This window comes from Myxococcus sp. CA033, assembly GCF_013336625.1.
In the GTDB taxonomy this organism is placed as follows: Bacteria; Myxococcota; Myxococcia; order Myxococcales; family Myxococcaceae; genus Myxococcus; species Myxococcus llanfairpwllgwyngyllgogerychwyrndrobwllllantysiliogogogochensis.
Window position 1 is genome coordinate 143,736 of sequence record NZ_JABUMU010000005.1, and the last position, 13,156, is coordinate 156,891.

General features: G+C 68.5%; 13 protein-coding genes. 3 read left to right on the forward strand and 10 right to left on the reverse strand.

Annotated elements, in window-relative coordinates:
* Positions 1–142 precede the first annotated feature (142 nt).
* Both HUA78_RS15675 and HUA78_RS15680 read left to right on the forward strand, forming a co-directional pair.
* Positions 143–403, forward strand: a complete 261-nt coding sequence (locus HUA78_RS15675) for a hypothetical protein (protein ID WP_174456327.1) — start codon at positions 143–145, stop codon at positions 401–403.
* Between the two features lie 211 nt (positions 404–614).
* On the forward strand, positions 615–1,709 hold the full coding sequence (locus HUA78_RS15680) for an SGNH/GDSL hydrolase family protein (RefSeq protein WP_371745591.1): 1,095 nt from the start codon (positions 615–617) through the stop codon (positions 1,707–1,709).
* Positions 1,710–1,771: 62 nt separating this feature from the next.
* On the opposite strand, the gene HUA78_RS15685 is transcribed toward HUA78_RS15680, so the two are convergent.
* From HUA78_RS15685 to HUA78_RS15725, 9 genes are all read right to left on the reverse strand, one after another.
* Positions 1,772–2,203, reverse strand: coding sequence for a DoxX family protein (locus HUA78_RS15685; RefSeq protein ID WP_174456328.1), 432 nt, complete (start codon positions 2,201–2,203; stop codon positions 1,772–1,774).
* Between the two features lie 218 nt (positions 2,204–2,421).
* Positions 2,422–2,625, reverse strand: coding sequence for a cold-shock protein (locus HUA78_RS15690; protein WP_141640366.1), 204 nt, complete (start codon positions 2,623–2,625; stop codon positions 2,422–2,424).
* A 237-nt stretch (positions 2,626–2,862) separates the two neighbouring features.
* Entirely contained in the window at positions 2,863–4,758 is a 1,896-nt protein-coding gene (locus HUA78_RS15695; protein WP_254623736.1) for a bifunctional UDP-sugar hydrolase/5'-nucleotidase, read from the reverse strand.
* Positions 4,759–5,006: 248 nt separating this feature from the next.
* Positions 5,007–7,148: a M28 family peptidase gene (locus tag HUA78_RS15700; RefSeq protein ID WP_174476617.1), complete on the reverse strand. Its 2,142-nt coding sequence runs from the start codon at positions 7,146–7,148 to the stop codon at positions 5,007–5,009.
* A gap of 8 nt (positions 7,149–7,156) precedes the next feature.
* Positions 7,157–7,537 (reverse strand): GFA family protein, encoded by a 381-nt coding sequence (locus HUA78_RS15705; RefSeq protein ID WP_174463935.1) that lies wholly within the window; start codon positions 7,535–7,537, stop codon positions 7,157–7,159.
* Between the two features lie 22 nt (positions 7,538–7,559).
* Complete coding sequence (locus tag HUA78_RS15710) at positions 7,560–8,150, reverse strand: DKNYY domain-containing protein (RefSeq protein ID WP_174456331.1); 591 nt, start codon at positions 8,148–8,150, stop codon at positions 7,560–7,562.
* Between the two features lie 149 nt (positions 8,151–8,299).
* Positions 8,300–8,671, reverse strand: coding sequence for a hypothetical protein (locus HUA78_RS15715; RefSeq protein WP_141647839.1), 372 nt, complete (start codon positions 8,669–8,671; stop codon positions 8,300–8,302).
* Complete coding sequence (locus tag HUA78_RS15720) at positions 8,668–9,759, reverse strand: acyl-CoA desaturase (RefSeq protein ID WP_217440866.1); 1,092 nt, start codon at positions 9,757–9,759, stop codon at positions 8,668–8,670. The genes HUA78_RS15715 and HUA78_RS15720 overlap by 4 nt, the downstream gene beginning before the upstream one ends.
* Positions 9,760–10,190: 431 nt before the next feature.
* On the reverse strand, positions 10,191–11,201 hold the full coding sequence (locus tag HUA78_RS15725; RefSeq protein ID WP_174463936.1) for a zinc-dependent alcohol dehydrogenase family protein: 1,011 nt from the start codon (positions 11,199–11,201) through the stop codon (positions 10,191–10,193).
* 238 nt (positions 11,202–11,439) lie between these two features.
* Here HUA78_RS15725 and HUA78_RS15730 point away from each other — a divergent pair, with 238 nt between their 5' ends.
* Positions 11,440–12,243, forward strand: coding sequence for a helix-turn-helix domain-containing protein (locus HUA78_RS15730; protein WP_174476618.1), 804 nt, complete (start codon positions 11,440–11,442; stop codon positions 12,241–12,243).
* A 12-nt stretch (positions 12,244–12,255) separates the two neighbouring features.
* Here HUA78_RS15730 and HUA78_RS15735 read toward each other — a convergent pair whose 3' ends face one another.
* A complete protein-coding gene (locus tag HUA78_RS15735; protein ID WP_174476619.1) occupies positions 12,256–13,080 on the reverse strand; it encodes a hypothetical protein in 825 nt (274 codons plus the stop codon).
* Positions 13,081–13,156 lie beyond the last annotated feature (76 nt).

Sequence of the window (13,156 nt, forward strand, 5' to 3'; positions counted from 1 at the left end):
AGGGTGCGCAGGCAATGACCACTCCCCGCATGCCGCGAGCGGAAGACACAGCAGCCAATGCTCCTCACGCGTGCCCTCCGGGCGGAAGCTCGCTATCCTAGGAAGGCTTCACATCCCCGAATTTCTCTCCGAGGGTCTCATCATGCGCAAGAGCATCATGGGTGGGCTGTTGGCGGTCGGAATGCTGGCGGGCTGCGGCGGTGTCGACAACGTGGGTGAGGACTCCCAGTTGGGCACGCGCGCGGACGAGCTCCCCTTCTGTGAAGGGTTCTCCTTCGTCACGTACTACAGCGACGCGACCTACAGCGTGCAGGTCGGTCATGGGGACTGCAGCTGTGGCCACACGCTGCGCGTCGTCGGCCAGAAGACGGACTTCGCCGTGTATCTCCCCGAGAACTGTTGAGCAGCGTCGCCCCAAGGAAACCTCGGCCCGCGTGTCGCGCGGGTCGAGCCTCGCGGCGCGGCCGCAGGGCACCGGCCCCCGCGCCGTGGTACGCATCGAGGGCATGAGGATGAGCCTGCATGCGCCGCGCGGTATCGCAGTCATCCTCGGCCTCGGCTTGACGATGGCCGCGTGCAGACCACCAGCGCCTCCCTCCAAATCCCTGACGTGGGTGACCATTCCCGCCACGGACCCTCGGCTGCGCTACACCGGGCGGTCGCACCGCGCACCCACCGGCGTCGTCTTCTCCCACCCCGGAGTCACGATTCGCGCGAGCTTCTGGGGAGACGCCGTGCGGATGCAGCTCAACGACATGGGGCTGGGCGGCGATGCGGGGACCAACTTCTTCGATGTCGTGATTGACGGAGCACCGCCCCAGCAGCTCGCGGTTCATCGCGGCCAGCTCACCTATGTGCTCGCCACCGGCCTGGACGAGGGACGGCACACGGTGGAGCTCGTCAAGCGCACCGAGTCCTCGGTGGGCGCAAGCGAGCTGGTGGCACTGGAGGTCCATGGCGAGCTTCAGGAGCCTCCCGCCCACGAGGGGCTCCGGATGGAGTTCATCGGAGACTCCATCACCTGTGGCTACGGCAACGACGTCACCGTCATCCCCCAGCCACCGCCCTGGAGCGCGCCGACCTTCACCTCGAAGCACCAGAATCCCCAGCGGAGCTACGCCTGGCTCACGGCGCTGGCGCTGGGCGCGGAGCCCGTCCTCCTCTGCTATTCCGGCCGGGGGGTGTATCGCAACCTGGACGCGTCGACGTTGGGACTGCTGCCCGCCATCTACGAGTTCGCCGTCCCGGACCAGGCCGTCCCGTGGGACTTCTCGCGCGAGTCGCCCGACGTGATTGTCGTCAACGCCGGCACCAACGACACCTTCGCCGGCAGTGGCACCGACGCGTACCTTCCAGATGAAGCGACCTTCAAGTCCGCCTACCGGGCCTTCCTCGAGCGACTGCGGACGCTGCACCCACGGGCGCACATCGTCTGCACGCTGGGCAGCATGACGGACGGCCACAAGGACGCCGAAGGGGCTGGCGGGCCGCCGTCGGTGCATGTCGGCCAATGGATTTCCGACCTCGTGGCGGAACGTCACCAACAGGGGGATGCCCGGGTCTACCGCCACGAGATGGCCGAGCAGGTCCCCGAGCTCGACGGTGTCGGCGAGGATTGGCACCCGTCCGCCGCCACGCACCGGAAGATGGCGGCGGCGCTGAGCCAGTTCATCGAGACAGTCGTGTGCCCCTGTCGCACGTCTCCGTGACGTGGACCTGGAACACCGATGAGTCCCCCACCTTCGCGCTCACCGACCTGAGCGGCCACGGCTCAAGCGCTGGCGAGTCTCTTCCGCAGCCAGGCGTCCACCGAGAATCGTCCGGGCCCCACGGTCAGCAGCACCACCGCGATGACGAGGTACAGGAGCGCTATCTCGTAGCTGCCCGTGTGGCCGACGAAGGGGTCTCCCCGAATCACCGCGTGGAAGTGCACCGCGACCGCCATCGTGAAGAAGATTCCCAAGGAGGCCAGGGGCACCAGCGCGCCCAGAATCCACGCGAGCCCGCCGCCGAACTCGGAGAGCGCCGCCAGCGCCTGGAGCACGCCCGGCGTGGAGGCCTCGGCCCCCATCCAGTGGAACGGGTCCTGAATCTTCGACCAGCCGTGGAACATGAACGCGGCCCCGGCGACGACCCGGAGCAGCAGGAGCCCCGTGCTGGCCAGCGTCGATGGGGGTGGAGGAAACAGCGAGGCGAGCTTCATGGCAGTCCCTTCGAGGAGCGCGGCACCTGGGCCGGAGCGGGGACATAAACCGGCGGGTCCGCGCACGCGCTCTCGCTGCCAATGGATTGGAATCTTGCCGAAGCCGGCGGACCTCACGCGGGGCGGACACCGCGGGGCCCGGAAAATACAGAAGGCCCGACCCACGAATGGATCGGACCCTCTGGGTGAATCACGAAGTCGTCAGGATGACGATGGGCTTAGATCGGGCGAACGTTCTGAGCCTGCAGGCCCTTGGGGCCCCGGGCGACATCGAACTCCACCTTCTGGCCTTCGGCCAGCGAGCGGAAGCCGTCCGCCTGGATCGACGTGTGGTGGCAGAACAGGTCCTCGCCCCCGCCGTCCTGGGTGATGAAGCCGAAGCCCTTCGCATCGTTGAACCACTTCACGGTACCGGTTGCCATTGCCTTGTTCTTCTTTCATCGCGGACAGGGAGAGTCGCCGTCCGGCCCCACAGAGTATCAACCCTACAAGACGGTGCAGCCTAAGCATCTGCCTTGGAAGATGTCCACCCCCACGCACGTCACCCATGACGCTTCTGCCCCTTCTTTCACTTCTGGACGGGGCAACGCAGCGAGCCAACGTCCGCTCTGTTCCAAGTTTTCCCCTGCTGACGGTCTGACAGCTCCGCCAGCCCGGGATTACTGGTGCCCGGGGAGCCGTCCGAGGCCTCGGAGGCCGCCCCCCTGGCGGCCAACGGAGGGACCGCACTTCGCGGGGCCGAGCGTGGAGGCGAAGTACGGCGTGTAGAGGTCGGGCACGAGGGAGAAGTTGCAGGTGTTCACCGCCTCCGGCGACAGGCCCTGGTGCGACTGCATGTAGCGGGCGACGTAGTCGCGAACGCCGTCAGCGGAGGTCCACAGCACGCGGCCCTCCTTGAACATGGCGTACCCGCCTCCTCCACCCGCGCGGTAGTTGTTGATGGCGACGATGAAGACCTGGTCGTCGGTGACATCCGCGCCCTGGAAGCGCAGGTGCGTGAGCCGGGAGCCGGCGGGCTTCGTCAGGTCGTAGCCGTAGTCGATGCGCGAGTAGAGGTCCCAGTTGTAGTCGGCGACCACGGGCGAGGTGGCCTTGGCGCCCTCGGGCCTCGCAGGCAGGTTGCTCGCGTCGAGCGTGCCGAAATAGAGGGTGTTCATCTCCAGCGCGCGCCGGAGGATGGAGCCGTTGATCTCCATCACGTACAGCGTGTTGTCGTAGATGTAGATGCTGTAGGCGTCTCGCAGGGTGACGTCGCCGGCCGGCAGCGCCCCATCGTTGGTGAAGAGGGCGGCCAGGGACAGGTCCACGTCGAAGCCGGCCTCGTGAGCGGCCTCCTCCTGGACGATGTTGATGAGGTCCCCCAGGGGGCTGTCGACGTAGCGTCCCGCGAAGCCTCCGGGGAACGGGGCGGTGGTGGTGCCAATCTTCTGGTTCACGTAAGCAACGGTGGTGTCGTGGTAGTTCTGGGTGAGCTGCGTGACGGCGGCATCCGCGGCGACCTTGTCGTCCACGACGTGAAGCCGGGCGTCATGAGCGTCCACGCCCCACCGCTCCCCGTTCCAGGTGACCTGAAGCTGAACGTCCGCCAGGTGGCTGCCCCAGCGGTTGGGCTGGGTGAGGAGGACCTCGCGGCCTTGTGGGTTCTTCAGCAGCATCTTCGGGATGGGCTGGTGGGTGTGGCCGGTGAGGAGCACGTCCACATCGGGCACGCCCTGGGCAATCTGCACGGCCTCGTTCTCGCCGGGGAGGTTGCCCCGGTCCGCCCACTTCGAGTCATCCGCGTAGTCGGCCAGCCACGAGTCGGGGTTGCTCGCGCTGCCAACGGGCTGCCTGTCCGGGCCGCTGTGGATGGCCACCACCACCACGTCCGCGCCGGCCTGCTTCATCCTCGGCACGTAGGTCTTCGCCGTCTCCAGCGGGTCATCGAAGCGCAGACCGGGGATGTTCTCCGCGCGCTCCCACGTCGCCACGCCGGGCGTCACGAGGCCGAGGATGCCGACCGTCACGTCGCAGACCTTGGTGAGCACGTAGGGCGTGAAGACCTCGGAGCCGTCCGCGCTGTTGCGCACGTTGGCGCCGAGCAGGGGGAAGTTGACCTCGCTCTTGAACTTGTTGAGCACGTCGAGGCCGTAGTTGAACTCGTGGTTGCCCACGGCCATGGCCACGTACCCCAGCTCGCTCATCGCGGCGGCCATGGGGTGCCGGGGCGCGTTGTCCACCAGGGCATAGTAGGTGCCGAGTGGCGTGCCCTGGATGGTGTCACCGGTGTCGACGAGCAGCGTGCAGTCCGGGTTCTTCTCGCGCTCCTGCTTGATGAGCGTGGCCACCTTGGCGACACCGCGCTTCGCGTCGGGCTTCCCGGTGAAGTAGTCCCACGGGAAGATGTTCGTGTGCAGGTCGCTCGTCTGCAGCAGCGTCAGCGTGCGCGGCGAGGTGTCCCGAGGAATGGGCCGGGGCGGCACGTCGGTGGATTCACAGGCTGTCAGCAGCGAGCCGGCCCCCACGAGGCAAACGGAGGCGGTGCGCAGCTCGCGCATCAGGACAGGGAAACGCATCAGAAGACCTCGACGAGGAGTGATGCCGGGACGAACCGCCCAGCGCGAGGGGACCCTAACGCTCCCCTCTGACGCGTCCCACCCTCGAGCCCCCGCGATGCCCACCCGTGAACCTCCCGTGGCCAACACCCCGCGGAAGCTCCGGGTGCGCCGCCATGGCGACAGGCCGTGGCGTCCCCGCGAATGAAGAGCCGGGCCCGCCCGGGCTGTCCTTCACCAGGAAGTGCCGCTCCTCGCGAGGCCCGCCCTCAGCGGGCGCTCGTCATGATGCCGCCCTGCTCCAGCAGCCCGAAGAGGTCCAGCAGCGCCTCCACGGGGAAGACGTAGCCGTACTCGGCATAGGCCGCGTCGCGGATGTCCGCCACGGAGCGCCTGCCGTCGGCGTAGCTCGCGATGGCGTCGGGCAGTTGGTAGAAGCGCAGCTCGCCTTCTCCGCGCTCTCGCAGGGTGGTGGTCGCGTCGTTCAGCGCGGCCTGCACGGCCGCCACGCGGGGCTTCGTCTCGGGGCTGGCCTTGGTCACCAACTCGTCGAACGCCGCCAGCTCCTGCCCCTTCACGCGGCGGGGGACGAAGGCCCGGGCCCGGCGCTCGGCCTCGGTGGGCGCGGGTTCTCGCGAGGCCCCTCCGCGCGCCTTGACGTCCGCCTCCACGCGCTCCAACGCCTGGGCCTCGGAGGTCTCCAGCGTCCTGGTCAGCGCACGCACGGCGGTCGCTGGCGCGCCCAGGAGCTGGCAGGAGCGCAGGGCCTCGCGCTCGCGCTGGTAGCCGGCGCGCACCACTGCGCGAGCCAGCCGGGAGGTGCCCGCGACTTGAGCGACGGGGGCCGAGGCCAGGTCGCGACGGGCCCGGAACTCGTCCTCCGCCACGCGCCGCACACCGTGCACCGCCACCAGCCGCGCCAGGTCCAGCGCGCCCGAGCCCTCCGCCCAGGCGGCGACGGTGATGGAGGCCAGGCCCGCGAAGGCGGCGCGGTGAAGCTGCGTGGGGTCCACGTTCTCCGGCCGGTCGCCGCTGGTGTGGTAGCCGTCGTCGGGCCAGGTGGAGAAGGCCACGCCCGGGATGCCGTGGTCGTTGAAGAGCTGGTGGTCCGAGCCGCGACTGTAGCGGTCCATATGGGCATCCAGCGGGTCCTGGGAGCCGGTGACCGAGCCGATGCGGAAGTCCTTCCGAGGCGGATACGTCACCCCGTTGAAGCGGTTCATGAAGGCCACGGTGGACTCGGACACCGCGTTCACGAAGCTGCCATTCCAGTCCGGCGTATAGGACACCAGGAAGCGGGAGTGGACGCGGGACAGGCTCGCGCCGAGCATGTCGAAGTTGAAGTGGGCCACCCTCCGCACGGGGTCCGCGCCGTGGTGGGAGAACCACTCGCGGGTGCCCTCGAACTCCGGCAGCCACAGCACGCGCACGGTGCGCACGGGAGGCAGCAGCACGCCCCGGCGGATGAGCGTGGTGTACGTGCGCACCAGCTCCAGCAAGGTGGCCGAGCCCGAGGCGTTGTCATCCGCCCCCGGCTTGTAGTGGTCCAGGTGCGCGGTGAGGACGACCTCTTCACCGGCGCGCGTGCCGGGGATGACGCCACTGACGATGCTGTAGTGCCCCGGGTACTCCTCGGTGGCGACGCTCACGTCCACCTTCACCGGGCCCGTGCGCATCTGGGCTCGCAGCTCGCGCCCCTGGCGGTCGGAGACCATGAACAGGAAGGGGTTCCGCGCGCCCTGGGGCACCAGGCCCGGCGGGACGATGGCCCAGCCCACCTGGTCCGGAAAGTCGCCGTCCATGCGGTGGGGCGTGTTCCAGGGCGGCGTCGAGTAGGAGGAGACGACGCCCACCGCTCCGAGCTTCGTCACGGCCGTGCGCAGGGTGGCACTGGGATGGCCGCGCGTGAGCGCCACCTTGCCCTTCAGGTCCTTGCCCGCGTACTCCTCATCCCGGGCGCCGGTGCCCACGTCGACCAGCTCCAGGCCCGTGCCCTCGAAGCTGCCGCTCTTCAGCGCCAGCGACATGGGCAGGTCCGCGTGGGAAGTGACTCTGTACCGGTGGGGGCCCGTCACCCACAGCTCGCCCCGCGCGGCGCGCCACTGGGGCGCATCCTTCATCGGCTCCAGGCGCACATCCTTCAAGCCGGCGGCCTCGGCGGCGGCCTTCGTCCACTCGGCCGCTTCGGTGTAGCCCCCCTGATTGTCCCGGGCGAGCAGCGCCAGCCGCTGCACCCCATCGTGGATGCGGTCGCCCGAGCTCTCCTGGATGAGCGCGCGCACCACGTCGTCCCGCAGCACCAGGCCGGTGGTGGGCGACACGGGCCCCAGTGGAGACGAGGGCGCCTGGGCGGCGGCGCTGAGCGCGGCGAGGACGACGAGGGCGGCGAAGGGGCGTGGGAGGGTGTGCATGCGCCGTCCTATTGTGCGTTCTGGGGCAGGCCGTCGCCCAACTCGTAGTAGTCGCCCTTGTCGGCCACGAAGATGTGCTTCGCGAGCCGGGTGTCCGTGGGCGAATCGAAGGCGCCCATGGCGATGGCCACCACGTCCTTGTTGAGCGGCTCCCAGAAGAGCACCGAGCCGCAGGTGGAGCAGAACCCTCGCCGCACCTTTTCGGAGGAGCGAAACCAGGTGACCTTGTCGGCGCCATGAATGGTCACCGCGGCGCGGGGGACGTCCGTGGAGGCCCAGAAGTGTCCCGATTGCTTGCGACACTGTGAGCAATGACAGGCATTGGGTGGAGGAAGGGGGCCCGTGACTTCGAACGTGATGGCCCCGCAAAGGCAGGATCCTCTGTGCATGGCGTGCTCCTCTCTTCGTCGTCTACTGGGAGTCCTCTGCCGCTTCCGCGTCGCTGATGAATTCGCCATTCACCATCCGGCCGCGCTCCTCCAGCCGGTAGGAGGCGTTCTTGTCCTTCGCCATCGCCCCGTCCTGGCCGACCAGCTCGAAGGTCGCGACATCGACACCTTCCATGCGCCGCCCCACGCCATACACGGCGACACCATCCGTCCCGTAGTAGGCGCTCAGCAGCCGGAAGCGCTCGGCGTCGACGCCCGGCAGGGCGCTGGCGCCGTAGAACACCGTGTCCTGGTCTTTCGACCAGTACGAAGTCTCGCGCAGCACCTCGAAGCTGTCCCGGTCAGCGCCCGGGAGCCGCTGCTCATGGAAGTAGATGCTGTGCTTGTCTTCAGCGTACCCGCGAGCTCCCCTCCTCAGCTCCCGGAAGGTTTCGGCGTCGGCGCCCAGCACCTCGGACAAGCCGATTCCGGCCGCGTGATAGAAGACCTTCCCGCCCTTGATTTCGTAGCTGTTCCGGAAGGCGAAAAAGAGAAAGCCGCCGGAGAAGAACAGCACGACCCCCACGAGGACGAGGACGCCAATTGCGAGCACGATGATTCGGGTGGGGCTCATGGCCGCCGAGCCTAGCGTGGGGCGTTTCACCTCGCAGCAAAACCCCCGACTCCGTCAGCCGCGCCGGACGGCGGTGTCACCCACCGCGTCCACGGAGTCGCGTCCCGTCAGGGCGCGGGGTGGAGCGGCGAGCCACTCCACCGCCCCGCCTACCAGTAGCGACGGGGAGGCGCCACGCGCGGCGGAGGCGCCGGCAGCGGCTCCAGCATGCCGCACTTCAACAGCCGGTCGACGGCTTCCTTGACCGACTTCGCGGAGATGTCGCAGCCCTCGAGGCTCTGCGTCGCCTCCGAGACGGTCCGCCCTCCTGCCTCGAACTCCACCAGGTAGAGCCCATCCTCCGCGGCGAGCCCGAGCGACGCACCCCAGGTGGCGCGAGCCGCGTCGAACTGGGCACGACCCGTGCCGGACTTGGCCGCTTCAATCATCACGGAATACGCCGCCACGGCTTCCGTGCCCTTGGGCGAAAGCCGGAACTTCTGCGCCCGCCCGTACCGCACCTTCTCTGTCTCGTCACTCATACCGCGACCTCGATGGCAGGCTGCCCCATCCGCTTGAGCCACCGCACGTGGCTCTTCAATGCCGCACCCACGCTCTCGTTCGCCCGATAGCGGATGCCGTGCTCCCGACAGGTGTCCTCGACGATACGAGACAGCGCCGGGTAGTGCAGGTGACACACCCTGGGGAAGAGGTGGTGTTCCACCTGGAAGTTCAGCCCCCCCAGGTACCAGCTCACCAACGGGTTGCCCCGCGCGAAGTCCACCGTCGAGGCGACCTGATGTGAGGCCCAGTCGCGAGGAAAGGTGGCGCCCCCTTCGGGTGGCAGGGAGAAGTCCGCTTCCTCCACACAGTGCGCCATCTGGAACACCGTGGCCAGGATCAACCCGAGCACAAATGAGGTGAGCGCGTGGCACAGCAGGACCTGCCAGAGCGGGTGGAAATACCACGGCAACAGCAGCGACCAGCCATAGAACAGGAGCTTGCCGCCCACGGCCCCGGCCAGCTTCCGCTTGTTCGGGCGCGGCATCTTCTGTCGCCCCACGCGCCCGTTGACCAAATCCTTGAGGTCATCGACGAAGTGCCACTTCACGGTCAACAGCCCGTAGAGCAACCAGATATAGGCGTACTGGAAGCGATGCGCCTTCAGCAGTCGCTGGCCTGGTGCGAGCCGACACAGCGGCTGGATGTCGATGTCCTCATCGAGCCCCACCACGTTCGTGTGGCTGTGATGGAAGATGTTGTGTTTCCAGCTCCACACGTAGGACGAGCCGCCGATGGCGTCGAGCGTGCCGCCCAGCAGCTCGTTGATGCCACGATGCGCGGAGTAGCTTCCGTGGTTGGCGTCATGCTGGACGCTGAACCCCACGCCCGCGATGGCCAGCCCCAGCGACAGGCATCCGGCGACCGCGCCCCAGGGGCCCGTGGCGCCGAAGACGAGCCAGGCGTACGACGCCGTGAACCAGCCCAGGATGATGACCGTCTTCGCGTACATCCAGGGGAGGTCGCGGGGTGAGCGCCCGCTTGCTCCCAGGTAGAGCTCCACTCGCGCCTGGAGGTCCTGGAGAAAGGCCCCTGACTCGAGAAACTTCGCCTTCGTCGCGTGCGACAACGTCCACCACCTTCACGCCCCAGGGACACCATCGGTGGAGTCTGGAGTCGCGCTGGGAGGACCCCGCCGCGGCCATCGCCTGCCTGGTGCCGAAGGTCCATGTAACACATCGACCCCACGAACTGTTCCGGCCTCTTGGGCCCCGTAGCTCCCCGGGCCGTCGCCAAACAGAACGCCCCCCTGGCGTCCATGTCGAACCCTTGCATCCAACACCGCGCCAACAGTGGGCCTCTGTGCGCAGCCGCCTTCCCCCGCATCGACATTCCACGGGGGCGTGATTCGGACGCATGCGGATTGAGCAGCGGCTTGGATTTCCCACCCATGGCGTGCTCCTCGATGGGGCCGACTTCGCCCGCCGCCATTCCAGGGGCGGCGCGCGGCGTCGGTCCGCAGAGAGGTGTTTCGAGCTCCTCCGCCAGGGCATGGCTCCGTCAGCGTCCGGACACCGTGGACTCCTTCGGCATCCGGAAGAAGCGCTTGCCGGCCTCGGGGCGCCCGAGGCTCTCCTCCACCGCGAGCTTGAAGTCCTCCAGCGCATGGGAGGGGCCCAGGGGGACCTGGAAGCTGGCGGGCGCGGAGAGCTTCACGAGGTGCTGGAGCAACGCTTCGTCCTCCTGCCTCGGCGCATCGAAGAAGTAGCGATACACGTAGGCCCGCAGGTGCAGGTCCTTCATCAGGAGGTCGAAGTTGTGGAGGCTGAAGCGCTCCGGACTGAAGCCTCCATAAACAATCACCTGTCCGCCCGGGGCGCTCTCCTGGATGAGGGCCTCCAACAGCGCCCCACCCACGCAGTCGATGACGCCGTGGACCCCCAGCCCATCCGTGAGCGCTCGTACACGCGCGCCGAGGTCCGACCTTCCGTCCGAGAGCGCCAGGACAGCGGAGACGCCCAGCGACTCCAGGTCCAGCGTCGCCTGTCGCTGTCGCACGATGGAGAGGACCTTCACACCGCGAAGCCGGGCGAACTGCGCCACCAGCGTCGCCACCGTGGAGTTGCCCGCGGTGAGCGCGAGCCACTGCCCCGACCGCACGTTCGCCCGCTCGAGCAGGTCCCAAGCGGTGATGATGTTGAAGAACTGGGAGGCCTTCTCCAGCGGGTAGTCCGGTGGCAGCCGGATGAGCCGCTCGGCGGGGAGGGCCACGTGCTCGGCCCAGGAGTCGAAGTGGCTGAACGCGACGAGGGTCCCCGGCTCCCACGAGACGACACCCTTGCCCACGCGGGTGATGATGCCGGCGCCGTGGTTGCCCGCGACCTGCCCCGGCAACGCGGGCTTCTTCGGCTCCGGATACAGGCCCTGGATGAAGAGGAAGTCTCCCGGGTTGATGGACGCCGAGAGCAGCCTGAGTTGCACCTCGCCCTCGCGGGGCTCCGGCACGGGGACCTCTCGAAGCTGAAGCACCTCCAGCGGCGGGCCCATCTGGTCGAACACAATCGCTTTCATTCGCACCTCCAGCTCGGCGGACTTGCCGAGTGGGCGCACCCTCTCTCCGACACGGTGCTCGCATCGCGCACACTCCGCTTCGCGCGGAGCACAATCGGCTGCTCGCGAGCCCCCACGGAAAGCCGGGCGTGGGCGCGGACACCCCACTACATCTGTCGCTTCCGGACCGGAGCGCGAGATGGACCTGCGGGACGGGGCGAGCGCCCCACGAGCAGCAAGTGAAGTCGGAGACCTGGGCATGGCGCGACACTCGGGCGCCCCAGGCCGGGTGGGACTGCGCGTCGAGCCGCGCACGGAGCCGCGAGGCCGGGTGGAGCTGGCGCCTCTGACCGAGCACCTGCTGTCCATCCACGTGGGACCTTCCGCCCGGATGACCTGCCATGTCCGGCAGCGCTACTCCTCGGGAGATGCCACGCTCCTGCCCGCGGGCTTCTCTGGAAGCTGGGTGGAGGAGGAGCCCAGGCGCTCCCTCACCGTGCGGCTGGCACCGGCGCTGCTGCGACTCGCGGCGGAGGACCTGGGACTGCCTCCCGAGCGCGCGGGCCTGACGCCCCAGCACCGATTCCGCGACGCCCGCATCGAGCACATCGTCCACGCGCTCGAAGCAGACCGCACCGCCGCACGCCCCAACGGCAGGCTCTACACGGAGGGCCTGGGACTGGCCCTCGCGGTCCATCTCCTGAACCACTACCCCGCGCCCCAGGAGGCCCGCGGCCAGCTGTCCGCCCGGCAGTCACGACAGGTGACGGACTACATCGAAAGCCACCTGGACAAGAACCTCTCCCTGGCGCGGCTCGCCCGTCTGGTCGAGGTGAGCACGTCCCACTTCAGGACGCTGTTCAAGCGCTCACTCGGAATGCCCGTGCACCAGTACGTCATCCTGCGCCGGGTGGAGCGGGCCAGGGCGCTCCTCCAGGAGGGGACGCTGCCCATCAGTCAGGTGGCGCTCGAAGCGGGCTTCTCCCATCAGAGCCACCTGGCGCGCTGCATGCGACGCGTCCTGGGAGTGACGCCCAAGGCCCTCGCACGCGGCGAACAGTAGCCACACTGTCGCTCAGCCGGGCAGCAGCGCCGTCGGCACCACGAACGTCAGCTTCCGCTTTCCCTGCTGATAGGTCATCCGCGTGCGTCCCGCGCCGGCGTTCCCCTGTGCGACGGGAGGCCCCTGCCAGAGCTCGCTCCGCAAGATGAGGCCCAACGCGTCGAGTTCGGGCTCGACGGCTTCCGCCCTGGCGACGAGCGATAGCGCGGCCTCCACGGGAACCTGGGCCCGGTGGGTCCGGCGCGTGACGCCCAGGGCCAGTCCCACCAGCGCGGCGCCCGCCTCCGACGCGACGTTCGCGCGGGGCTCCGCCGGGAAGAACCGCACGCCGTTCGACTCAATCACCACCGCGCCGGGCTGCAGCTCCATTCCAGACACGAGCCACGCGGAGGCTACCTTCAGGGCCGGGGTCGAGGACGTCGGCGCAGGCGGCTTCCACTGCTGGAGCAGCGCCAATCCACCCCACAACTGCTTGTACTTCCACAGCAGCGGCATCGAGACCTTCCGCTCACCACGCAGTTGCACGCTCCTCAAGCGAGGCCCGACATCGACGTCCAGGCTCCGAAGCGCGTCGCGGGGAACGATGACCGCCTTGCCCAGGTTCGGCTTCCAGATGAGGCGGTGGCTGGTGAGCAGGAACTTCCCGGACCGGCCCCAGAAGAACCAGATGCCCAGCAGGGGAAACACCACGGTCGGCAGCAGCGTCAGGGACACCATGAACGCGAGGAAATACGCCATGAACCACGGGCCTCCCGTCGCCAGCACGTGCTCACCCTCCTGGGGTGGGAAGGCCTTCGCCCACGTGGGCCAGTCAGATGTCGGGGGTGTGGAGTCCATGGCGCGGAACCGAACGCAGCACCTCCGCGAAGTCAAGCCGGCGCGCCCCGCGACCCACGAGCCCTCATGGTATAGG

Excerpts from the sequence above, each read along its gene's own strand:
- HUA78_RS15725 (WP_174463936.1), bottom strand. The coding sequence starts at position 11,201 with ATGAAAGCGATTGTGTTCGACCAGATGGGCCCGCCGCTGGAGGTGCTT.
- HUA78_RS15695 (WP_254623736.1), bottom strand. The coding sequence starts at position 4,758 with ATGCGTTTCCCTGTCCTGATGCGCGAGCTGCGCACCGCCTCCGTTTGC.
- HUA78_RS15700 (WP_174476617.1), bottom strand. The coding sequence starts at position 7,148 with ATGCACACCCTCCCACGCCCCTTCGCCGCCCTCGTCGTCCTCGCCGCG.
- HUA78_RS15675 (WP_174456327.1), top strand. The coding sequence starts at position 143 with ATGCGCAAGAGCATCATGGGTGGGCTGTTGGCGGTCGGAATGCTGGCG.
- HUA78_RS15715 (WP_141647839.1), bottom strand. The coding sequence starts at position 8,671 with ATGAGTGACGAGACAGAGAAGGTGCGGTACGGGCGGGCGCAGAAGTTC.
- HUA78_RS15690 (WP_141640366.1), bottom strand. The coding sequence starts at position 2,625 with ATGGCAACCGGTACCGTGAAGTGGTTCAACGATGCGAAGGGCTTCGGC.
- HUA78_RS15735 (WP_174476619.1), bottom strand. The coding sequence starts at position 13,080 with ATGGACTCCACACCCCCGACATCTGACTGGCCCACGTGGGCGAAGGCC.
- HUA78_RS15730 (WP_174476618.1), top strand. The coding sequence starts at position 11,440 with ATGGCGCGACACTCGGGCGCCCCAGGCCGGGTGGGACTGCGCGTCGAG.
- HUA78_RS15705 (WP_174463935.1), bottom strand. The coding sequence starts at position 7,537 with ATGCACAGAGGATCCTGCCTTTGCGGGGCCATCACGTTCGAAGTCACG.
- HUA78_RS15685 (WP_174456328.1), bottom strand. The coding sequence starts at position 2,203 with ATGAAGCTCGCCTCGCTGTTTCCTCCACCCCCATCGACGCTGGCCAGC.
- HUA78_RS15710 (WP_174456331.1), bottom strand. The coding sequence starts at position 8,150 with ATGAGCCCCACCCGAATCATCGTGCTCGCAATTGGCGTCCTCGTCCTC.